At 62.0% G+C, this 21,599-nt stretch carries 16 protein-coding genes and 1 pseudogene; 9 read left to right on the top strand and 8 right to left on the bottom strand.

Features of this window, described 5'->3' with window-relative positions; all coding sequences use genetic code 11:
- The 3 genes from C0V75_RS21490 to C0V75_RS21480 form a co-directional block, all read left to right on the top strand.
- The coding region (locus C0V75_RS21490) for an ATPase, T2SS/T4P/T4SS family (RefSeq protein ID WP_173861117.1) at positions 1-437 on the top strand (437 nt) is incomplete at its 5' end.
- A 437-nt stretch (positions 438-874) separates the two neighbouring features.
- Complete coding sequence (locus C0V75_RS21485; RefSeq protein ID WP_101923032.1) at positions 875-1,696, top strand: LytTR family DNA-binding domain-containing protein; 822 nt, start codon at positions 875-877, stop codon at positions 1,694-1,696.
- Between the two features lie 84 nt (positions 1,697-1,780).
- The gene (locus C0V75_RS21480) at positions 1,781-2,380 is read left to right on the top strand and encodes an outer membrane protein (protein WP_101923031.1); all 600 of its coding nucleotides are present in this window, start codon (positions 1,781-1,783) and stop codon (positions 2,378-2,380) included.
- 455 nt (positions 2,381-2,835) lie between these two features.
- Here the strand turns inward: C0V75_RS21480 and C0V75_RS21470 are convergent, their stop codons facing one another.
- Genes C0V75_RS21470 through C0V75_RS21460 form a run of 3 tightly spaced genes read right to left on the bottom strand, consistent with a single transcriptional unit; the run spans position 2,836 to position 7,129 of the window.
- The gene (locus tag C0V75_RS21470; RefSeq protein WP_101923029.1) at positions 2,836-4,680 is read right to left on the bottom strand and encodes a type IV secretory system conjugative DNA transfer family protein; all 1,845 of its coding nucleotides are present in this window, start codon (positions 4,678-4,680) and stop codon (positions 2,836-2,838) included.
- An 11-nt stretch (positions 4,681-4,691) separates the two neighbouring features.
- The gene (locus C0V75_RS21465; protein ID WP_101923028.1) at positions 4,692-6,569 is read right to left on the bottom strand and encodes a relaxase/mobilization nuclease domain-containing protein; all 1,878 of its coding nucleotides are present in this window, start codon (positions 6,567-6,569) and stop codon (positions 4,692-4,694) included.
- Positions 6,566-7,129: a plasmid mobilization relaxosome protein MobC gene (locus tag C0V75_RS21460; RefSeq protein WP_143710488.1), complete on the bottom strand. Its 564-nt coding sequence runs from the start codon at positions 7,127-7,129 to the stop codon at positions 6,566-6,568. Before C0V75_RS21460 ends, C0V75_RS21465 begins: the two co-directional genes overlap by 4 nt.
- 960 nt (positions 7,130-8,089) lie before the next feature.
- Between C0V75_RS21460 and C0V75_RS21455 the strand changes: the two genes are divergently transcribed.
- Both C0V75_RS21455 and C0V75_RS21450 read left to right on the top strand, forming a co-directional pair.
- Complete coding sequence (locus C0V75_RS21455) at positions 8,090-8,854, top strand: ParA family protein (protein WP_101923026.1); 765 nt, start codon at positions 8,090-8,092, stop codon at positions 8,852-8,854.
- A 308-nt stretch (positions 8,855-9,162) separates the two neighbouring features.
- On the top strand, positions 9,163-9,525 hold the full coding sequence (locus C0V75_RS21450) for a hypothetical protein (RefSeq protein ID WP_101923025.1): 363 nt from the start codon (positions 9,163-9,165) through the stop codon (positions 9,523-9,525).
- Between the two features lie 39 nt (positions 9,526-9,564).
- Here C0V75_RS21450 and C0V75_RS21445 read toward each other — a convergent pair whose 3' ends face one another.
- Positions 9,565-9,990: a hypothetical protein gene (locus C0V75_RS21445; RefSeq protein ID WP_101923024.1), complete on the bottom strand. Its 426-nt coding sequence runs from the start codon at positions 9,988-9,990 to the stop codon at positions 9,565-9,567.
- 376 nt (positions 9,991-10,366) lie between these two features.
- Between C0V75_RS21445 and C0V75_RS24015 the strand changes: the two are divergent.
- Positions 10,367-10,636, top strand: a pseudogene (locus C0V75_RS24015) (WGR domain-containing protein); the annotation flags it as partial.
- A 51-nt stretch (positions 10,637-10,687) separates the two neighbouring features.
- Here the strand turns inward: C0V75_RS24015 and C0V75_RS21435 are convergent.
- From C0V75_RS21435 to C0V75_RS21425, 3 genes are all read right to left on the bottom strand, one after another.
- On the bottom strand, positions 10,688-11,050 hold the full coding sequence (locus C0V75_RS21435) for a polymer-forming cytoskeletal protein (protein ID WP_101923023.1): 363 nt from the start codon (positions 11,048-11,050) through the stop codon (positions 10,688-10,690).
- Between the two features lie 328 nt (positions 11,051-11,378).
- The gene (locus tag C0V75_RS21430; protein ID WP_101923022.1) at positions 11,379-13,256 is read right to left on the bottom strand and encodes a UvrD-helicase domain-containing protein; all 1,878 of its coding nucleotides are present in this window, start codon (positions 13,254-13,256) and stop codon (positions 11,379-11,381) included.
- Complete coding sequence (locus C0V75_RS21425; protein ID WP_101923021.1) at positions 13,253-15,586, bottom strand: ATP-dependent endonuclease; 2,334 nt, start codon at positions 15,584-15,586, stop codon at positions 13,253-13,255. Before C0V75_RS21425 ends, C0V75_RS21430 begins: the two co-directional genes overlap by 4 nt.
- A 451-nt stretch (positions 15,587-16,037) precedes the next feature.
- Here C0V75_RS21425 and C0V75_RS21420 point away from each other — a divergent pair, with 451 nt between their 5' ends.
- Genes C0V75_RS21420 through C0V75_RS21410 form a run of 3 tightly spaced genes read left to right on the top strand, consistent with a single transcriptional unit; the run spans position 16,038 to position 19,407 of the window.
- Positions 16,038-16,229, top strand: a complete 192-nt coding sequence (locus C0V75_RS21420; RefSeq protein ID WP_101923020.1) for a CopG family transcriptional regulator — start codon at positions 16,038-16,040, stop codon at positions 16,227-16,229.
- A complete protein-coding gene (locus C0V75_RS21415; protein WP_101923019.1) occupies positions 16,226-17,977 on the top strand; it encodes a class I SAM-dependent methyltransferase in 1,752 nt (583 codons plus the stop codon). The genes C0V75_RS21420 and C0V75_RS21415 overlap by 4 nt, the downstream gene beginning before the upstream one ends.
- Positions 17,974-19,407: a hypothetical protein gene (locus C0V75_RS21410; RefSeq protein ID WP_216821497.1), complete on the top strand. Its 1,434-nt coding sequence runs from the start codon at positions 17,974-17,976 to the stop codon at positions 19,405-19,407. The genes C0V75_RS21415 and C0V75_RS21410 overlap by 4 nt, the downstream gene beginning before the upstream one ends.
- Positions 19,408-19,960: 553 nt before the next feature.
- Here the strand turns inward: C0V75_RS21410 and C0V75_RS21400 are convergent.
- Positions 19,961-21,599, bottom strand: a 1,639-nt coding sequence (locus C0V75_RS21400; protein WP_173861116.1) for a strawberry notch C-terminal domain-containing protein, incomplete at its 5' end; no start/stop codon positions are given.

Here is a 21,599-nt window from a genome sequence, read left to right as displayed (position 1 = left end):
GCTGCCTCGCAACGAACGGTCTGACAGAACGTCAGGGGGGTCAAAATTGGACGCCGATACCCCGCCTTAGGGGGTCAAAATTGCACGCCGAAACACAAAAGGCGGATCGAAGCGGCCAGGGGGAGCGCACCCCGGCGCGATTGTTGGAGGCCTCTCTGCGAATGCGGCCGGATCGGATCATCCTCGGGGAGTTGCGGGGAGAGGAGAGCAGGACCTTCCTCGAAGCGATCAACACCGGCCATGGCGGATCGTTTACAACCATTCATGCGGACACGGCCCGAAAGGCCATTGATCGGTTGGCGATCATGGTCATGGCCGCAGGGCTGGGCATGGGGTTCGAGGAGGTGAAGCGGTACTGTGAGGGAAGTGTGGACCTTGTGGTTCAGCTTTTGCGGCAGAACGGGCGGCGCGGGGTGGCGGAGATACTTTGCCTCTGAGGGTCGCAGAGGGCGGAGAGCGGTCGTTGACCATGCAGCAAAGCACTTGCCGCGACACATGCATGCTGCCGTTCAGTCTGGCTCACGCGACGTAGCACGCCGGCCTTGCGGTATGGCGACCAGGCCTGCAGCGTCCTTGCGGTGCGGACTGGCTGCGCCGATCCTGTGGAATTTATGGCGATACTGCGCATGTGCGATCACACCGCCGACAGTGATGAAATTATACCAACTCCGCAGACGCTAACCGATCTTCGTGGTCGATCTGGCCTTTGCCCTGCCGCTGACTGGCCTGACCGCCTGGCTGCTATGGTGCGCCTAACCGTTAATCTGGCCGTAAGCGCGAAGTGGGTGCGTTACGATTGGCCGCTGGCCCTTTCCCGGTCAGAGGGAAAGACTATTTACTTAGTTCAATATCGATAGCAGCAACACCTGCCGTAATGCCCGGACCGCACGACTTCGACCCACGCCGCACGTGGCCCGGCTTTCTCATCGCCGCCGGTTTTGTGCTGGTAGTGACATTTATCCTCTTACGACCGGAAGTGTCCGAAGGGCTTACCGGCCTCAGGCTTGTTATTTTCTGGACTCTGCATGTCCTGATCCCGCTCGCCCTCCTGCAAGGCGCACAGGTTGCGCTCTCGCATGTGCCGCGCGTGGCCATCCTGAATCCTTGGGCGCAGACCGCCCTTTCCGGCCTCGCCGGTGCCACACTTTTTGCGCCGATCGCCATTGCCCTTGACGCGGCCTTCGGACTTTCCCAGCCCACCGACGACCTTGGCATGTCCTGGCCCGCAGCGCTCTTGGACGAATTCCTCGGCTTCGCCCCAGTCGTCACTTTCCTCTGGCTGGCCCTCAATGCCACGCGCCTTGTCCGCATTGAACCGGTGACTAGAGCCGACCCAGCGACTGCAGCAGCTGAGACCGGCCTCTGGCTGCGCGTTCCCCGCAACATTGGCCGTGACCTCGTCGCTCTCAGCGCCGAGCTTCACTACCTCCGCGTGCGCACCGCGGCGGGCGAGGCGCTGGTCCTCTATCCCTTCGGCAAGGCCGTGGCCGAGCTTGCGGGGACCGGTATCGGCCTTCAGATTCACCGCTCGCATTGGGTGGCACTTGCCCATGTCCAGCGGATCGACCGGCGTGGCCAAGGGGCGCTAACCCTCCTTTCAACCGGAGCCACTTTGCCGGTCAGTCGGCAGTACCGTGCCGCCATTCAGGCCGCTTTCGATCTCGCCAAGGTTCAATCCACGTCACTTCGTGCATAAGGCCGGTTCATCCGTGCATCCGCGCTGTTCTGCGCTGCTCGGTGTCCCAACTCTCCGTCAGCATCAACAACGGAGCCCTCCAGAATGCGTCGCAGTCCTTTCGCCGTCCTTCTCGTCCTCGCCGCCGGTCCCGCCGCCGCACAGGACACCGCCTACTACGCCAAGCTCTTCGGCGGGTTCTCGTCCCTTCAAGGCAGCAGCGCCGATCTTGGCGGCAGCTCTCAATCGATCAGCTACGACGGCGGGTCGATCTACGGCGGCGCTTTCGGGTATGACTACGGCGACCGCCCCTTCCGGGCCGAGCTTGAATTTGCCTATCGCACCGACGAGGCTACGGGAGCTATCGGCGGCGACTATGCGTCGACCACCTTCATGGTGAACGGCTACTACCTCCTCTCGCGGGGCACCTTCACGCCCTACGCCGGTCTTGGCCTTGGCTATGTGACCGAGGTCGATTTCGACGTAACCAGCGGTCCTGGCACCGGCGAGTACAGCGACCGCGGGCTTTTCGCATGGCAGCTGATCCTTGGAGCGGATTACGCAATCTCGGACAGCCTGTCTCTCTTCGGCGAGGCGCGCTACTTCGGCGCCGAGACCGCCACACTGGACGGCCCGGGCGGGGTCACGCTTTCGGCCGATTACGACACGATCGACCTTCTTGCCGGCGTTTCTTTCCGCTTCTGACCCTTGCCTGATCTTCGGCCTGGGGCCGCACCCTGCGGCCCCTTTCCCGCCTCCGCGAGTGCCGCTATGCGGCCGTACGACGGAGCTTTCGCACATCCGCAATTTCTCAATCGTGGCGCATACCAAGAGCGGTAAGTCCATCCTTGCCGACCTGCTGATCCAGTCAACTGGCGCGGTCGCGGCGCTCTGTTTCCAAGTCGGGCTCAGGAGATCCGTCGACTTTGTCTGCGCGATCCGGTCTTCCGTGATCTGTGCGAGGACCTGGAGGAAGCGCACTCCTCGGTACTTCGCATAGTCATCTTCTTCGGACAGTGGGAACGTCCAGAATTCGAGGAAGACCGAACCGTCATTGCCGTGCGCGCCAAAGCGGACACTCGAGGGCACTGATCCAGTGTCCGCAAAGGGCCGTATCTGCCCGTAGGAGTATGCGGTGAGGTTGAGCGACCAAGCGCCGGTTAGACCCTAGCCGGTACTTTCCGTGTCCGCTTGGCACTCTCCGCGATTTCCCGAAACACCCGTGCCGCTTCTCCAAAGACCTCGGTGCCCGCAGGATCAGCGGACCCCACCAACCCCGACAGCTTCCCAACAGCAACTTGCCTGCCAGCAGCTCCGCTTCCTCGTGTGGTAGATAACGCCTTCCCCTTCCGCGCTCGATCAATCGGCCCAAAATGCCGATCCTCGAAGTACCGAATGTGCCAAGCCCGAATTGGATATTGCCCCTCAGGCAGGACCAGCACCTCATCCAACGGGAACCGCAGCACCTCGTTCGCCGAGATCAGCGGCCGCTCCTCGGAACGCCTGCTGACATTAGCGCTGTCCTCCAAGGCTCGGACCCGCGACTGGCTTTCGGTCACGGCGGTAATGGTGGACCTCCCCAAAGCATTAGAAAGCACCTCGGCGGTCCGGTCATCCTGAGGTGTCATGTAGATCTGCACACCAGCGCCGCCTTGCAGTGAGCGCCGCCCGGTTTCGCCATAGATGTCATCGAGGCCGGGAATGGTCTGGGAGATGATGAAGAACCGGCCGCCAAAGCTGCGAATGGTCTTGATGGAAGAGAGCACCAGGGGCTGACGGCCCAACTGGTCGAACTCGTCCATCAGGAACATGACCGTATGGGGTTCGTCCGGACCTGGCTCGCGGCGCTGGAGGGAGGCGATTGCATCGGCGAAGAGGAGGCGAACGAGGGGGGCCAGGGTTTTCAGGTGCTCTGGCTGAACAACGATATAGAGGCTTTGGGGATCGCGGCGGAAGGTCGAGAAGTCGAAGTCGCTGGCTGAGGTCACCCGGTCCACTGCGGGGTCATTCCAAAGCTCGAGCCCGGATCCCTGGATGACGGACACATAGGCCCCGAGGGTCTTTTCCGGGACGTCAGCCATCTCGAGGAAGGTACGGGAGACGATCGGGATGTTCGTGGTCTCGGCAATGGCCGTGTAGCTCTTCTTCTTGTCGCCACCCCCGGCCATGATCTCGCCAGCAAAGCCCAGGGTTGGGCGGCGCTGTTCGATTGCATAGAGGCTCGATGCGATGAAGAGCCGCTTGCCGGCATTGAAGAAGCTCTGCGCGCTTTCGCCTTCCGGGATGAGGAAGAGGTCGGCCATCGAGTTCAGCGCAGTGTACTGACGCTCGGCGGAGGGCAGGGCGGCGATCCGGGCAAGCGGATTGAACCGGTGCGATCCTCGGTCCTCATCGAAGGGCGAGAAGTACCAGATGCCGTTCTTCAGCCCGTGCTTGCGGTGGATCGAGGTCTTGGCGAAGTTCTCGCCCTTCACGTCGAGGATGATCGCCGAGCCTGAGAAGTGAAGCAGGTTCGGGATGACGAAGCCGACGCCTTTCCCGCGGCCGGTCGGCGCGATCATCATCGCGTGCGGGAAGCGATCGGGCGGCGCCATTACGAAGGGCGCGTCGGATTTCGGGAGGCCGAGCTTGCCGAAGATGAAGCCGTTCTGATCGAGGGTTCCGACCATGTGGTTGCGCTTCAACTCGCGGCGCGACTGGAAATGCGCGTCGTCATATTGGTTGAGCCGCCCGCGATGCACTCCGGCAAGTCCGACAAGCGTCAAGGCGACGGTCACGGCACCTGTGATGATCAGCGCGCCCTGCAGGACCGAAGGCCGCGCGGCGAGGTCGGCCCAGGCGTAGCGAAGGAACCAGGGGCCCATTGGGCTAAGCGTATCGAGGCTCTCCCGGAAGGCGGTGATCACGTAGATCGTCGCCAGCATGCCGCCAATGTAGAGACCGGTCAGCAGGCCGAGGAGCAGCGCCAGCGGATACCGCCAGGCGGTGTCGAGGTTCGAAAGCATGGGTTTGTCCCTCAGAGTTCGTGGCCGGTGTCGCGTTCGGGGGTACGGTCGCGCTGCCCAAGTTCGGCGGCACGATGCTGCGCCCGTGCCAGGTCGGCCCAAGGCCCGACTTCGCCCGACTGGCCGAGGTCACCCTCATTCTTCAGCTCATGTGCAACGGCGGCCCGGAGTGCTGGATCTCCGACCTGCTCGTTGAGCGGGGCGAGATCGCCGGACCGCACGCGGTCGAGATCCTCGGGTTTCAGGGTATCATGGAGGCGGTCGACGATGGCTTCCAGCGCGGGCACCTCGGACAGCTTCATGTGGCGATCGGCGCTCAGCAACTGGTCGCGCGCGATGGCCTCGGTCAGTTCCGGCGCGAGGTTGAAGGAGGCGACTTCTGCGCGAACTTCCTCACCTAGGGCGCGCTCCGTTTCCATCCAGAACACCTTTTGCATCGTGTTCGGCTGTTCAGTGATCCAGCTTGCCCGCTGACCTTCGCTGCGATCGGCCAAACTGAAGCGGGCGACCATTTCCTCGACGGACGTGCCGGCTATGCGAAGCTCATCTTCCCGGATCGAGAACAGCGCCGTCAGCCGTTCGCCGATCTCGTCGCGAACATGTGCAAGGGTCGCGCGTAGACCTTCATCGAGGGTAACCCCCTCGGTCTGGCCCTGCTCCAGCCGCGCCAGCGAGGCGAGGGTCGGATTGTGATAGGGATCGGTGTTCCGATCAGCAACCTGCGCATGCTCTGCCAGGAGGACGCTTTCTGGTGCGAGTTTCAGGGATGCGCGCGCCTGTTCGGCAAAGCTTCGTTCTAGATCGACACGTTCGGCCGAGGGTTCCATGGCACGGATTGCCTCCCAGGCCTCGGTGGCGGAAGCGATCATCTCGCTGCGCGCAGCCTCAATGCGTGCGGCAGGATCGCCTTCGGCATGAAGCGAGTGATCGGGCATCAGGGGAACTCCTTGTCTGAGAGCGGCGGCAGAAGCGCCAAGCGCTCGGGCCAGCCGGGAAAGGTAGGAAGAGGTGCCCGCCTCGGCGCCGGTTTCGGCTGCAAGACCGGCAAGCTCGCCCAGGGCTTCATATTCGCGGGCAAAGCCCTGGATCGCTGCAAGCCGTCGGCTCCGCTCCCCATCGGACAGCGGCGGCGGGGCAGGGGGCGTGGACTTCCCACCCTCTCGCGATGCACGCAGCTCGGACTGGCGCGGCGGGTTCTCGATGATGCCGCGGGACAGGCGCGACGAGGCGAGGATGTTCAGCCCATGCGACTGGCTGATCTCGGCGTGAAGCTCGCGCATCATATCGAAGTTCAGCGCGGCATGACGACAGATCGACAAGAAGCGACCTTCCTCGATGCCATGCTTGTCGACCACGAAATGCGCATGCAGGTGGTCGGTGTCCTTGTGAAGCGCCGCGACATAGCGCCAGACATCCCCATAGTCACCGGACCCGAACACTTCCTGCCCCCACTCCCGGGCGATGACCTCGGCGCACTCGGCATCCACCCCGCGCGGGAAACTCAGAACGATGTGATCGGCATGTCCCCGGCGCGGCGCACCTGTCCAGGTCGAAGACCAGATATCCGCCGTCCGCTCCGTTCGCGCGGGATCGAAGTCGCGCTCATAGCCCGCCAGATTGCACCAGGTGCTCTGTACCCCCTCTTCCCGGGCCACATAGTCGAGAAGGCGCTTCAGCTCCTGCGGGGTACGGGCACTACCGCCTGCGATGCGTTTGACGACCGACTGCCAGCCGCGTGGTCCACCCGCGTTGCGCAGAAGCGCCCGGGTCTGACGCTCCTTGCGCGTGCCGAGACGGGACGCGGCACCTTCGCCGCCGCCTCGTCCGCGACGCCGGTCGTCGAGAACATGACCGAGAACCAGATCCTCGACGGAAGGAGACCGGGTCATTTCGATGCCTCGGCAGAAGGATCAGTCGCCACAACGAAAGGAGAGATTTGATCACCAAGTCCCTGCTTGGCCCTCAGCGCCGAGAGAAGATGGACAACCTCTTCGACAAGGTCATCGACCCGCGCTCCAACCTTGCGCACCAGGGCGGCATCGCGGGCGTTCCAGGTCAGACGGCCAACCGCCCCCAGACGGGCGATCTGGTTGAGGTTGTTACCGACGGCCGACAACTCCCGCCTCGCTGCAGCGATGGCATCCAGCTCGTCTGCCTGGATGGCCAGACGATCGCTTGCCTGTCTGACCAGATGCCTGACTGCCTCGGATACCGTCAGACCGCTTGCCTCGGCAACTGCCTGAAAGGCTGCATGCTCGTCTTCCGTGATGCGGATGTTGAGCTTCACCGAAAGCCGCAGCACCTTTTTCCGATCAAGGCTGCCCTTGATCCGTGACAGCGCCTGGCGGGAACGGCCCATAGACCTCGCCACGGCCGCGACGCTCTCGCCAGTGAGGAGCCGCGCCGTGATGGCGGTAGTCTCGGCAGAGGTCAGGCGTGAGCGTGGCATTGCATCATTACATGTGTTTTGCAGTCATTGCGCATCATGTACCACACACCACCGTTCCTGCCAACCGTCCTCACCGGCCGGTTTCCGCTCCTCTGAAGAGGAGCCCGCGTGCGGAAACCGGACAGCCGGTGAGGACTCAATATGGCGTCAGGGGTCGGCGGCTTGCCCGCCGACTGCATCCCTGCGCCCCAGTCGTCAGGCCTCCGTTTGACGCGAGACCAAAGTGGTCGAGCGCATTGGAACGTTGGGCTTTGCAGAATTGTGCGGTCCCTCCACGAGGGATTGCTGGGAAGGGCCTGACGATCCGAAGGAAAGGGTGCCCGGGAAGGGAAGGGGGGGGTCGGGGAATGGGTCGCCCGATGGTTCAAGGCCTGCCCATGGCAGACTATGGATTGCTTTGGGCGTGAAGCCACAGGCTGGCTCGGCGTATGGCCAACCCGTCACTGGGCGAACTGGCAGACAGGCCGACAGGCAATCAGGCAGACTGTCCGGCATGCAGGCGGTTGGCGGGTCAAGTTCGGGATCGTCCCCAGACGGAGGTCTGATGTCACCTTGCCTACGGATCAGCCGTGCGGACAGGTTCCACGGCCGGTGTGCGGCCTGTCACCTATGCAGGCATTCAGACATGCAAACCGCCATACGGGCCAAAAGGCAGACGGCTTCGATTGCGGTCACGCCTCAGGGCGGCTCGTGCGCCGCGCCGCAGCATCACGGCTGCGGGAATCCTTAGGAAACATGAAGGCTTCGGCGGTGTGTTACAACTTCCGGCACATCCCATTTGACGTTCCTGCAACCTTATGCCTAAACGGCGCACCGTACGCCGGTCGGATTAGTGACGCCTTTACAATGGCTTCGCTTGGCCTCGGCTTGCGCGCGGCGCATCGCCTTCCGTAGCGTCATGAAAGAGCGCCGGGCGTCGGTGGAAGGGGTATCGAGTACCGTTTGTGGAGGCGTCATTTCATGCAAGTCATTACCATCGTGCAGACCAAGGGTGGCTCGGGCAAGACCACGACCGCCATGCTTCTCGCATCTGCAGCACTGAACCTCGGGCGTCGCGTCACCCTGATCGATGGCGACGTGAATGCCCAACTCGGCCGCTGGCGCGACAGTTTCGAACTGGCCGCGTGGGAGAGTGCGCAAAAGCCCGACTGGCCGGAGAGCCTGGCGATCCTCTCGCCACCGGAAAGTGTTGAAGGGCTTCTGTCGCTCCTCGAGGCCGAGGAAGCGCGCGGCGTCGATCTCGTCGTGATCGACACGCGACCGGGCACCCATACCGACACTGAGGACTTCTGCCTGATCTCCGATCTGGTGCTGATCCCAGCCCGGCCCGTCTACGCCGAATGGGAAATGACCCATCGCGCCGTCCTCTGGATGGACGACCTCCGCGCCTCGATTGCCGAAGGAGAAAGGTTCCCGGCGGTGCGCGTCCTGGTCATGGATGCCGGGCCGAAGATCATCGATGCCGCGACCCGGGAAGGGGGAATGGCGCAACTGCCGAAACGCGATCAGGACGTGCTGCAGGAGATCCAGCGTCTCGACCATCTCGACGTGATCGTGCCGCATTCGCGCATCCTCGAACAATTGGGCTACCACGGCCCCCTCGGACCAGCAGCCCGCGCTAACGCCAAGGCGCCCGGCGGTCGGCTGCTGGCGGACGCCATAACCCGCCAGCTTGAGGTCGCGGGACTCGTTCTCACAGGGATCGACGAGGTGATCCCTGCATGAGCCGCTTCCGCCTTCCTGCACGTGTCGCACCCTCCCCGGCGGCGGAAGAGCCGGGCCTGCAGAACTCCGCAGCGCGGCTGCGATCGTCGCGCGAGGTACAATCGCGCATTCTTGCCGAACGGCGAGCGCCGGAAGCGGGACTCCCAACAGATAGCATCGAGGCCCAACTCCCAGATCAGCCATCGATGCCCAAGAGGGAAGCGGGGTTGGCCGGGAAGAGGGAAGGGGAGGGGGGACCGCCGTCGCCTATTTCATTGCCGCCCGCCGCTCCCGCTGGTGTAGTGTCGAAGCCCCGTAAAGAGAAGCTGGTGGTCCTCTTTCGCCTTCCGCTCGCGACCGAAAAGCATCTGGAGCAGATCCCGGGTGCGGGCGAGGTGACTCTGGCCTACATGCTGCGCGCTTTTGCCAAGGAAGCCCGCGCGGAGTTGCGCAGGCTCTCGGCAGAAGAAGAGATCATGCCGCATATAGACGAGGCGAGGCGCATCTTCGCCATGGCAGCAACGGAAATGGCAGTTGGCGAGCCGATGACCGTCTACGCCCAAATCTCAGCGATCCGCGCCATGCATGCAGCCCTTGGTGACCCCTGGCAGATCGAGCCCCGGGCGACGATCGTTGGTGCCTTCCTCGCCGCCATCGCGTCGGGGCTCATCGAGGCGCGACGCGTCAGATAGACCCGGACCATGCAACAGAATTCGATGAACTGCCTGCGATCACTCGCAGGCAAGCTCGGGCAGCGGCGCTGTCTCGAAGGTCAGGCTGTCAGCGCTCGTGACCAGGGCGAATTCCCCGCCAGCGCGGAAGGTCGCCACCATCTTCGACCAGTCCATGGCTTCAGCCGACGCTTGGGCAGCGACGCCGTTCTTGAGCGGCAGACGGGCTTGTTCACCAGACTTCGCGAGCACGACGACCATGTCCGGCGCGGCGTCCTTGTCGAAGCGCACCACCAGCGCGCCGTTGGGCGTCGGCCCGAAGACGCGATCCGGATCGCAGACAAGGCGCACCTCACCTGCCTCGGTGGTGAGGGCGTAGGTCGGCAGGCCACGCTCGACACCGACCGTCCAGGCGTCAAGCGCGTGGACGGGAACAGACATCGCCGCAAGCGCGGACACTACCAGTATGGGGGACAGAACATGCATCGACAGGAACGCCTTTCGTGGTTCGCGTGGCGACAGCAAAGCACCACTTCTGATGGCGTTAGATATGTCCTGAAGGCGCCTCTGTCCATGACTGCAAATCATCAGCGACCGATCGGAGGCAGGCATGGAGGACGTCACTAGACCCAGATCCAAAAGCCCGACAATTGATCGTCGTCTGTGGCGGATCGACCCTGGAGGCAGGAAACTCGTCGCAGAACGGCACCGTACCGTCGGCGGTCGGTTCAGGACCGTATGGCTGGTCCCGGAGGAAACCCTGCGTGGCGTCCTCTGGGTCGAGGTTGTCGAGGAAGAACCTGGCGATCCGTCGCCATGACCCATCAGCTTTCTGAATCGGACGGCCCGGATCGATTCAGAAATGCAATTGGACTTGGAGAGCGGCAAGGCAGAGTCTGAGCGGGGGAGGACCGCCATGCCTCTGGCACATCTGCACCGCATCGACCCTGACGCCAACATGGCGCGGTTCTACTGCATCGATGTTGCGGCGACGCTGTTCGGGGATGTCTCGGTCTTGCGAACCTGGGGCCGGATCGGGACTCACGGCCGGACGAGCATAGAGACCTGTGCTTCCGTTGAAGAAGCGGAGAGAGCGGCATCCCAAACCCTCCGACAGAAGATGCGGCGGGGATATCTGCCAGCCGGCCAAATGCTGCCGCCAGACCTTGCTGTGTGCGATCTGTCAGGCCTTGCGCTGAAGCTTGCCTTCCAGCTCGGCTCCGGCCACGATGGCGATCCGCTCATGGGTGACGTCGGCCTGCACGACAGCACTCGGCGCGAGCTGAACGTTTCGCGCAGAGATAATGCCCGAAACCGCCCCAAGCACGACGAGGTCGTGGGCGACGACGGAACCTTCAACACGACCTGAACCAGCCACAATGATCTCTGGCGCACGCAGTGAGCCAATGACCTTGCCTTGCACCTCGATCGGTCCGCCGGAGGTGGCATCGCCTTCGACGACAAGGTCCTGCGCGAAGACGCTGCGGCGAGCGTTTGCGCCGGCCGGGTCCGGCCAACGGTCGAGGTCGCCATGTGGGGTCTTCATCTTGGTGCCGCCTCAGCTCAACTTCGTGCCCCACGACTGGACCAGAAGCGAAACGAAAGGGCAACGCGCGGCCCCGTGATCGGCGAAGAAGCGCGTCAGGACCGCGGCCCTCAATCGAGTCGCATAATTTTGATTATGTAATCCGCTCTCTGTGACAGTTGAAAAGCGGTTGCTCGCTATCGCGTAGACAAATGCCGGGTTCGCAGCCACAAAGCACCGTCTTTTTCGGCGATCAGGAAATTCGAACCGCAGTCCTTCGACTAACGACCCAAACTGGGACACCCAGTAGGATTTGCATTTTTCTGAGGATGGCAAATGCTTGTTGCAGTCAAGCCAAGACTTCGGGGCCACGTATTGAGGCTTGCGGGAATAGGTTTTTTGCGGCGATCGCAGCGCTAGCTGCGGCAACGTCGGGCACGAAAATCACGACTGCGAGATCCTTAACCGCGCGCGAACAGCAAACGTAGAAGAGACGCCTCGTACGATCGAGCACCGTTTCCTCTCCCGCGTTGATTTTTGCCTGGTCATTGTCCGACAGCGGCACATAGCCGAAGTACTTGCCGTAGGAGTATTGGTGAAACGCGGCCTCCTCGTCGTCGATCACGACCAGAACACGTTCAAACTGCGCCCCCTTAACGCCGTGGTGGGTGGCGAACGGTGATTCTTCGGTAAAATAGCGCCGATAGGCCCAGAGCTCCCCGATTGGGCAGGACAGAAAAGCCTGGACGCTGGAAAAGCCGCTACTACCGTCATCAACCGGCTCGTCCACAAGATGTGGCGCAAACCGGTCGTCGAGGCGCAGCACCTGGGTGTCACGAACATGCCGCATCAGCTGTAGCACGGTGGCCTGTGAACCATCCGCGAGCATCGCGACCAACGCGTCGATTGCCTGTTGAAGACCGGTCAGGATCGGAGCCGCCGGTAGTCCGCGTAGACGCTCCGGTTCGAGCTTCGGGCTTTCGTTGCGCAAGATTGACATGACCGTGAAGCGGTCACCTTCACGAGCGGCCATGACCAAAGGCAGAATATGCTGCGCGACCGGTCGTATCGGCCAGGCCGAGCCGTCGGCGAGTCCTTCGCTTAGGTTCGTTGGTGCGCGGTCACTTAGCGCAGAATAGAGGTTTGGAAATCCGAGCCGAGTTGCCGCCATGCGATGCACCAGCACTAGTAGGCGAACATCGCTTTCGCGTACGTCGCTCAGCCAAAGCGCGTCGTCGGTCTCTCCGGCGAGCCAGGCACGGACCGCAGAGAGGCGGGCACTGCGCTGATCGTCGGCCGGCAGAACGAAAAGATTTGCTGTGCCCGCCACAGGCTGTTCGACATCACCGACCTTGATCCGGCGCCCACGGGTCTGAACCAGGCCATCGCCTGTTGCGCGGATAGCGTTGACCACACCGAGGACAGAAGCAGGGCAACGAAAATTCTCAGGTTTGCTAATTTCGGCCCAGTCAGCGCTGAGTGGAACGGCGCCAGTGCCGCTCATATAGATCTTCTGCATCGGGTCGCCGAAGAACCCAACGCACAGGCGCGGCTGCTCGACCGCGATCGTGCGCAGCGCTTCGATGACTTCGGGATTGGTGTCCTGGCTTTCGTCAACGAAAATGAACGGAAAGCGGCTGGCGACAACCCGGCGCAGCAACGGATGGGCGCCGATGCAATAGGGCGTCAACTTCAGCACATCGTCATGGCCGAGAATGCCTTCAGCATAACTGCTACCGGTACCATATGTGAATTTCTCGACCGAACTGATCGCGGCGAGCTGGGCTTCAAGTTCGGCAATTTCAATCTCCAGCCGTGCCTTCGTTCGCATCTGAGTGCGAGGTCGGTTGTAATGTTCGCGGCGCTCGGCGATCTTCTCCTCGATGCGAACGCCTACCCAGGCCGCGATGTCGCTCTGGAATGGCCGGATCACCGACCAGAGGAAGCTGTGGATCGTGGAGATGTGAAACAGCGGTGAGACGCCTACATCACCGGAGATCTCGCCAACCGCGACATCGGTATAGGTGATGCAGGCAATTTGCTGCCCCGCGCGCCGTAGCGCCTTACCTCGGGTCCGGGCGAGGTGCTCCAGCGCCTTGATCAGCGATGTTGTCTTGCCCGAGCCAGCACCCGCAACCATCACGAACGATCTCGGGACCTTACGATCGAGACAGGCGCGAACCTCGATGTCTGCTGGCGTGTCGGGGCTGCCGATGCGGCTGGTCATGCCGCAGCCTCACCATCTGGCCCAGGCGCAGCAATGGCGGCGCCATCGGTCTCCGCCACTTCTTCCGCGTTTGCCTCGTCGTCAGGCTCAGGCTCGGGTTCAGGCGGCGCAATTTCGGCTTCGAGCCAGCGAAGGCCGTCAGCGATGTATTGCGGAACAATCCAGGTCGCGGGATCTTCGGCGAGCAGCGCCAAGGCGAAGTCGGTCTTGCTAAAACTCTTAGCCTGAACGCGCTTGTGAATGCGGCCAGCCAGCTCACTGAGATTTTTCTCCGCATTCTTTGCGATACGGAGCTGGAGTGGCTTTCGGTCCTTATGCTGGCACCAGCCGAGATTCTCGAGCGCGAACGCTTCCTCGAACGTGCGGCCTGCCAACGAGAGCGTATTGCCACCCCAGGTCACATCGGTACGGCATTGATATGCAACGCGCACGAGAGCGTCGTTTTCGTTCGCACGCGCCTGCGTCTTATCGTCGGCCGTCGCATCCCACAGCGCTGCGACTGTCTCACATTTGGGGAGCCAGTGCAGAAGTGTCTGATTGGAGGTCACGGCTCCCGGATGGCTGGCGATGCATGCCTTTCCCGGCTTTTCAGCCGCCAACTGACCAGCCGCTCCTTCGTCTTCGTCTTCGTCTTCATCCGAATCGGCCTCCTGCGCGGGGTCGTCTCCGGCGGCTGCAGTCACCTCAACACCTGTTCCTGGCTGAGTTGGCGGGCCAAAAACACTGTCAAGATCGGTTATGACCAGTGTGGTAAGACCAAGGAACTCAATAAGCACCTTGAAACGATAGCCGAACGCGCCCCCGATCTCGAGGATCGTCAGATAGGTCGACTGGAGGCGCGGCGCAGCGGTTTCGATCATCTGCGGCAACAGCAATCTCTCAACGTTGCCTTCGACGAGCACGGTGGCATCGGCGAAAAAGAGATCACAATGCGCGAGCTTGAGGTAGCGCTCGAGAAACGTGCGGACTTTGGGATCGGTGCTGTCGTAGAAGGCGGAGAGATTAAGAACGTCTGAAGTCGAGGTTGCTTCTGTCCGGCTACGCCTGAAATAGCGGACCGGTCGAAAGCCGCGCTCATAGAGGATATGAGTCGAATGCGTGGTGACCACGATCTGGCTGGTATAGGCCACGCGATCAGCACCCTTGAGCGTAAGGATGTCCAGGACCTTGCGGATGAAGGCCTGCTGCAACTGGGCGTGGAGATGTGCCTCGGGTTCCTCGATGAAGATGAGATGCACCGGAGGGCGGTTGTCGTCGATTGCCAACCACTGGGCGTGCAGATCGAGAAGCTCAACCACCATGAAGATGAGGTTCTTGAATCCCAGACCATTGTAGCGGTCGGGCAACGTCGGCGGATTGGGCGTGCCATCATCGGGGCCAAGGGCATAGTGGACCAACGCGCCCGTACCGCTGCTCATAATTTGTGCCGGATCGAGCGCCGATCGTATCATCATCCGGGGGTTTGATAGGCCAGGATAGCCGAGCTTGGCGAGGCTCCTAAGAGTCGGCTCAAATACGCGTTCCAGATGCTCGTTGAGAGAAACCTCGGACGCCGCGAGCGCTCTGAGGGCCTCGAGGTCGTGCGCCTTCTGCTCGAGATTGCGACCATAGAACCGGCTGAGGACGCGCGAAAGGTCCTCCGCCCGGGCGCCGCCAGGACCATCCGACAAATGGCGCTGAGCGTTAAGAAAGTCGATCCGGAGAATACCGTTCAAAATCTCACGTCCACTCCGATCGCGTCCGGCAAGTGATGACGGGACGTAGTCGGCTTCGGCTAACATATTTGCGTCGAACCTCGCCGGATCGAGCACGAAGTATCGTAGTTCATATTCGGTATTCAGGTTATCGCGAAGGAAGTCTCGAAGGTGGTGCGGTGCCGGGTCGAACACCGGCAAACCTTGCTCGTCCTTTTCAACTGCGGCGAGGGCAAGTTCGCGGGCTTGGATATATCTGTCGCGCGTGGTCTCGGGGTCGATTGGAGCATAGGCGACGCGCATACCAACGAGTGTGCTGTCCCATGCTAGGCTCGGCAGTAGATCAATCGCGCGGTGGAGGTCCTCAGCGCCGATCTCCAGCCAGATATCGATTTCCATGGTCGGCAGCACCGCACCTTCCGCACCGGCGCCAAACGCGATGATATCCGGCCACGACCCCATGCCGAAATCATTGATGTCAAACCGGCCATGCCCGGTGAACAGCTGAAGCGCGTGCCCGACTGAGGTCTTCCCACTGTTGTTGGCACCGACGAAGATCGAGATATCGGAGGCAAGATCGATTACGACATCCTGCAACCTACGAAAGTTGCGGACGGCCAGCTTCTTCAAATGCATCCTTATCCCCCCTGTTCGCGCAATGCCGATGCTTCACGCAAACCGACAATCAGGCCTATACCTTACCTACCATCGGCGCAGGCTCGAGGCGAGATGGACATACTCGTCGAATAGTTCAACCGCACGGCGGCAGACGAGCTAGTGCCCTTGCCTGCAATCGCGCGAGCCGGGCTTAGACATCTTTGGTTCGCGAGCAACCATCCCTTCGACGACGGCTATTGTCACCTCGGGTGCGCCAGAGCCGAAAAGTCCCTCGCCCGGAATATCGGCAGCCAAACTTGCTCGCACTGGTGTCAACGACCGAACGGCAACGGAGAGGCTACTAAGACGATCTCGAGACCGCTGGGCTTCCTAGGCTGGCTGCTCTGGTTCGACCCCTCCTCGATCGAACATTGCCAGCTTCACCAACGTGGTGCATAGTGATGCAAGATGATGCAACAGTGTAGTCGCCATGCCTGCCGACGCCCCCTACAACGATGACAAATCTGTCCATCGCCTGTCTGTCAGCCTCACGGCGGAGCAGCATCGCGAACTTAACGAAATAGCCCGAAAAAACCGGGTATCAGTGGCATGGGTCGTGCGCGAAGCGATCGACCGCCTCCTGAAGGATGACATGCCGCTACTGCATGTGGGGAAAGAATGAAAGTCGCGCGGACCAAATCACGCACCACCACGCCCAAGGGCAAGTCTTCGAATGTTGCCCCGCGTGGTCGCTTCGCCGATTTGGACGAAGATAAGTTGCGCGGTGGTTATTACACGTCATCAAAGGTCGCAGAATGGCTGTGCGGTTGGGCGATCCAATCCGCTGAGGATGTCGTACTAGAGCCGAGTTGCGGCGACGGTGCCTTTTTGGAAGCTGCCGCGCATCGGCTCCGTGAACTTGGTGGAACGCCCGAAAAAATTGGGCAGAATTTGACAGGTGTCGAAATCATTCCAGCAGAGGCAGAAGCCGCAACAACGCGCCTTCAGGGCGTGATCGGCAAGTCTGCCGAAAAGGTGGTTCAAAACTCGGACTTTTTTGCGTGGTGGGCGGACTCTCTTCAGCCCGCCTTTGACGCGATCATCGGCAACCCGCCGTTCATCCGCTACCAATCGTTCCCTGAGCCGCATCGCACCATCGCCATGCAGATCATGGGCGATCAGGGGCTGACGCCAAATCGCCTGACCAACATCTGGGTGCCGTTCGTGGTCGCCGCGACGGCAAGTCTCAAGGCTGGCGGCCGCCTCGCGCTCGTGCTTCCTGCAGAAATCCTGCAAGTCACTTATGCGGCGCAGTTGCGCTCCTATCTGACCGATCACTTCGAGCGGATCGACGTAATTGCCTGCAATGAGCTGTTCTTTGAGAAGGCGGAGCAGGAAGTCGTCCTGCTTCTTGCTGACGGCGCTTTGGCAACGGCGTCCGAGGACAATACCTGCCGCGTTTCCCTGACAGCCGCCGCAACGGTTGCCGATATTACCGATGTCAAACCAGCCTTGATTCTCGATCGGGCGGAGCCCAAGACCATCCGTCATGATAGCGAGAAGTGGCTAAAATACTTCCTCGACAATCGGCAGATTACCTTCATGCGCGTTCTGCGCGATGCGGCGATCACCACGCCCATGTCCACGCACGCGAGCATCGACGTGGGGGTTGTCACCGGGAAGAATGAATTTTTTGTCCTCTCGGCCAATCAGGTCGAAGATCTTGGCCTTGAGGGCTACACAACGCCGCTCGTATCGCGCTCCGCCCAGCTGAAGGGGAGCAAGATCGAGAAGGCCGACTGGAGATCCCTGTCCGCTGGCGGTGATCGCGTCCACCTGCTCAACATCTCGAAGGCGCAAGCCAGCAAGCTCAGCGCAAAACTGCGCCGATACATCGAGGAAGGCGAACGGAAAGAATTTCACATGGGGTACAAGTGCTCGATCCGAGAGCCTTGGTATCTGGTGCCGTCTGTCTGGGTGCCGGACGGTTTCGCGTTCCGGCAGATTTACGACTTTCCCCGCATGGTGCTGAACTCTTCCGGGGCTACGTCCACTGATACGATCCACCGGTTGCGCAGCCATGGCGCGAAGCCTGAACGGGTGATCGCCAATACCTATACCTGGCTCACGGCTGCTTCGGCTGAAATCGAAGGGCGAAGCTATGGCGGCGGCGTTCTGGAGCTTGAACCGACAGAAGCCGAACGGTTGCTTATGCCCGCCCAGCTCAACGGCGCGATGCCGCTAACCGAAGTGGATCAGCTCGTCCGTGCCGGCCGGCTCGATGATGTTCTGGAGGAGAATGCAAAGATCATCCTCCGCGAGCACATGGGGCTGACATCGGCAGAGTGTGATCTTTTGAAGAGCGTCTGGACGCAGATGCGGAATCGGCGGAACTCCCGTCGGCGTGGTGCCCGGAAACATACAGCATGACAGCCGTTGACCCGAAGGACGCTGCCCGTGCTCGGGTGGCTGATCTTGTCCAGAACTTCCGGCGCAACGAAGCAGATTATCTGCGTGCGGCCTATAATGAGACGCAGGCGCGCACGGATTTTATCACGCCGCTGCTCGCGGCATTTGGATGGGACGTACACAACGTCGCCGGTCAACCGCTCGGGCTTCGGGAAGTTATCGAAGAGGCAACGGTTGAAGTCGGCGAAGAGCGGCTTTCCAAGAAGCCGGACTATGAGCTGCGCCTTGCACGCCAGCGCAAGCTCTTCGTCGAAGCCAAGAAGCCGAATGTGCGCATTGATCGGAGTAGGGATGCCGCCTTCCAGACGCGGCGCTACGGTTATTCGGCAAGCCTGCCGATCTCGATCCTGACCAACTTTCATCAGCTGGCGGTCTATGACTGCCGGCCCTCTCCAAACAACACCGATGAAGCGCATGTCGCGCGTATTCTGCTTGTCGGATACGAAGAGTTTGAAGCGCGCTTCGACGAGCTGTGGCCGCTTCTGTCGCGTGAGGCGGTGTACTCTGGCGATTTTGATCGCCGCTTCGCCGTCGATGTGACCCGGCACGGTGCCGATCAGTTTGACGACTTTTTCTTGCGCCAGGTGCGGTCGTGGCGCGAGCGTCTCGCACGAGATATTCACCAGCAAGTCCCCGGCCTGTCGCCGGACGAGCTGACCTATGCGGTGCAACTATTCCTTTCGCGGATCGTGTTCTTGCGTATCTGTGAAGATCGCGACATCGAGCGGTATGAAACCCTGCGGGGCCTGACCGCCGGCAACAGCTTCGATGCTCTTATGAAGGAGCTGCGGCGCGCGGATGCCTTCTATGATTCCGGTCTGTTCCGGCTGCTCGATGATGCCCGACTCGGGATTCGCATCAGCGACGATGTATTGAGCGGGATTATCAACGAGCTTTACTACCCGCAGAGCCCCTACACCTTCGCGGTCGTGGAAACCGAAGTCCTGGGGGAAATCTACGAGCAGTTTCTGGGCGAGATCATCACGATCGACGCGCATGGCAACGTCGAGATCGTCAGCAAGCCCGAGGTGCGGGACAGCGGCGGCGTCGTGCCGACGCCGCGCTATATTGTCGATGCGATTGTGCAGCGCACGCTCGGGCCGAAACTGGCAGGACAGTCTCCGGCTGATCTGGCGGCCTTCACCGTTGCCGACATTTGCTGCGGCTCGGGCATTTTCCTCTTGTCCGTTTTCGAGTTCCTGACGGACCACTATCTGTCCTGGTATCTGGCGAACGATCGTGCAAACCATGTGGGCCGCACGATCTATGAAGCCGGGGCAGGGCTGTGGCGTCTAACGTTCGAGGAAAAGCGGCGCATCCTGCTTGCGCATGACCGTCAGGCGCGAGCCAGGTGCGATGCACGCCCTGCAAGGCCCCTGCCCCATCGGTGACTGCCGCGATCAGCGCTGGTCTAGGGACGCTCCGGGTCTGGCCCTCCTCCCGATGCCAGCACTTCGGGTGGAAGCGCAGCGCGCTCATCCTGCCACCTTGGGTGAGGCCCCGGGAGCGGAGGTAGGTGTCGGCAAGCGTGCCTGCGACCGGCACCGAGGCTGCGAACAATCGCGCCGCCGCGGCTGGCGTGCCACCGGGGGGTTTGGCCTTCTTCGGCATTGGCGCATCCGGGAGGACCGGCTGCGGGCGGCCCAGATGCGTCCGGGCCTCGGCCAGAAGGTCGGGAAAGCGGGAGATCCCGGTCCTCTCGCGGATGATGTCGAGAAGATCGCCATGCTCGCCCGTGGCACTATCGCTGAACTTGCCAGCCGCACCAGGCCCCGAAGCTGGCCCAGTCAGCCGCACGAAAAGCGACCGGCCAGGGTTGTTCTGCAGATCGCCCACGATCCAGTAGGACCCTTCCCGCCGCCCGGCGGGAAGGTAAGCGCGACACACGCCTTCGGCGTTTTCCGCGAGGGCTCGGATCAATTCGTCGGTCTCGGAATACATGGCTCAACAACCCCCGCGTGCATGTAGTCCCGTCACAGGACAACGTGCAAGCAGACGATCCAGCACGGCGATGCCGCCCGAGTCCGTCGGGCAGAACAGACGCAGCTTCCAGCTGATGATCTCTGAGAAGAAGCCATCGGCCTTGAGCCGGTCCTTCTGGGCTTCGGTGAAGCCAGAGAGCTCGATTCGGTTCACGCCCATGACGCGGGATCGGTAGAGTTCCATCCCCTCGGCGAGCCGCACGACCGTCTTGCCCTCCAGAACGAGGGCATGAACCTGCGCGGCTGTCAGCTGCGGCGCATCGTCTGCCAGCGTGTTCGCGACCCAGGCGGGCGAGACACGGCGACCGATGATGCGCTGGCCATCGTCGGTCTGCAGCCGGTAGACGCGGGTTTCGTCTTGGGGGAGTTGCTTCCAGATCGGCAGCAGGAGGCCAGCGACGATGTGCAGCGTGGCCTCCGAGAACTCCGGCACCTCGGCCAGTTCAGCGGTCCAGGCGGCGGTGAAGGCCGCGCGGTCGGCTTCGAGCCAGTGGGTATCGTCCATCATTCTGGCCGGGACCGTGCTGGTCTCGGTCGGGCGGATCAGCCGCAGGCGGGGCTCGATGATGCCGTCGTCCAGCATCAGGCTGGTTGCCGGCACCTGCACTGCCGCCCGGCCCGAGCAGCTGTTGACCAAAAGCCGCGCCTTCGGGTCATCGAGCCAGTCGAGCGCATCTGCGAGGGACGTCGGCGTGTTCCGCCGCTTTTCCGCGATGGTGAGGAGCTGGGTTTCAGCGCCGGAACCGGGATGGGTGTAGATGACGCGCGCATCCGTGACGCGGAAGCTCTCGGCGCGCAGCGTCTCGAGCCCGAGGTCATAGACCCCGGCGGCGATGGCGCCTTCGATGCGCTGATCGAGAAGTTCCTCGAAGTCGGAGAAGAGGACGGCCTGCATGTCGATCGTCAGCGCCAGCAGACGATTGAGGAAGGTCGTGATCGGAGGAAGGTCGTCCTTCAGACCGTTGTCATCGGTCAGGCTGAGGCCAGTGGCATCCTCAAAGGCCCCAAGCGAGCAGCCCGCCACATCGCCGCGATAGATGCGGCGGTAGAGTTGACGCAGGGCGTCTCGGGCATAGGGCGACTCGAGGTTGTCCTCGGGCCGGAACAGCCCCTGGCCCCCGGTCTGACGCTGACCCCGCGTGATGGCGCCGAGCGTGTCGAGGCGGCGCGCGATGGTCGACAGGAACCGCTTCTCTGCCTTCACATCGGTGGCCACCGGCCTGAACAAGGGTGGTTGCGCCTGATTAGTACGGTTGGTGCGCCCGAGGCCCTGGATCGCCGCATCGGCCTTCCAGCCGGGTTCCAAAAGGTAGTGGACCCGCAGGCGCTGGTTCTTCGCGCCAAGATCGGCGTGGTAACTCCGCCCCGTGCCGCCGGCATCCGAGAAGATCAGGATGCGCTTCTGATCATCCATGAAGGCGGCAGTCTCAGACAGGTTGGCGGAACCGGCACGGCTTTCCACGACGAGCCGCGCGGCATGACCCTCGCCCTTCCTGACAATCCTGCGCGAGCGGCCCGTTACCTCGGCCACAAGATCGGTGCCGAAGCGCTGGACGATCTGGTCGAGCGCGCCCGGCACGGGTGGCAGCGAGGCGAGCCTC

Source organism: Tabrizicola sp. TH137, from assembly GCF_002855575.1.
In the GTDB taxonomy this organism is placed as follows: domain Bacteria; phylum Pseudomonadota; class Alphaproteobacteria; order Rhodobacterales; family Rhodobacteraceae; genus Paragemmobacter.
The sequence above is the reverse complement of the archived record's forward strand: the minus strand, read 5'-3'. Positions and strand labels throughout refer to the sequence as shown.

Excerpts from the sequence above, each read along its gene's own strand:
- C0V75_RS21480 (WP_101923031.1), top strand. The coding sequence starts at position 1,781 with ATGCGTCGCAGTCCTTTCGCCGTCCTTCTCGTCCTCGCCGCCGGTCCC.
- C0V75_RS21435 (WP_101923023.1), bottom strand. The coding sequence starts at position 11,050 with ATGAAGACCCCACATGGCGACCTCGACCGTTGGCCGGACCCGGCCGGC.
- C0V75_RS21460 (WP_143710488.1), bottom strand. The coding sequence starts at position 7,129 with ATGCCACGCTCACGCCTGACCTCTGCCGAGACTACCGCCATCACGGCG.
- C0V75_RS21410 (WP_216821497.1), top strand. The coding sequence starts at position 17,974 with ATGACAGCCGTTGACCCGAAGGACGCTGCCCGTGCTCGGGTGGCTGAT.
- C0V75_RS21445 (WP_101923024.1), bottom strand. The coding sequence starts at position 9,990 with ATGCATGTTCTGTCCCCCATACTGGTAGTGTCCGCGCTTGCGGCGATG.
- C0V75_RS21420 (WP_101923020.1), top strand. The coding sequence starts at position 16,038 with ATGCCTGCCGACGCCCCCTACAACGATGACAAATCTGTCCATCGCCTG.
- C0V75_RS21430 (WP_101923022.1), bottom strand. The coding sequence starts at position 13,256 with ATGACCAGCCGCATCGGCAGCCCCGACACGCCAGCAGACATCGAGGTT.
- C0V75_RS21425 (WP_101923021.1), bottom strand. The coding sequence starts at position 15,586 with ATGCATTTGAAGAAGCTGGCCGTCCGCAACTTTCGTAGGTTGCAGGAT.
- C0V75_RS21455 (WP_101923026.1), top strand. The coding sequence starts at position 8,090 with ATGCAAGTCATTACCATCGTGCAGACCAAGGGTGGCTCGGGCAAGACC.
- C0V75_RS21470 (WP_101923029.1), bottom strand. The coding sequence starts at position 4,680 with ATGCTTTCGAACCTCGACACCGCCTGGCGGTATCCGCTGGCGCTGCTC.
- C0V75_RS21485 (WP_101923032.1), top strand. The coding sequence starts at position 875 with ATGCCCGGACCGCACGACTTCGACCCACGCCGCACGTGGCCCGGCTTT.
- C0V75_RS21465 (WP_101923028.1), bottom strand. The coding sequence starts at position 6,569 with ATGACCCGGTCTCCTTCCGTCGAGGATCTGGTTCTCGGTCATGTTCTC.
- C0V75_RS21415 (WP_101923019.1), top strand. The coding sequence starts at position 16,226 with ATGAAAGTCGCGCGGACCAAATCACGCACCACCACGCCCAAGGGCAAG.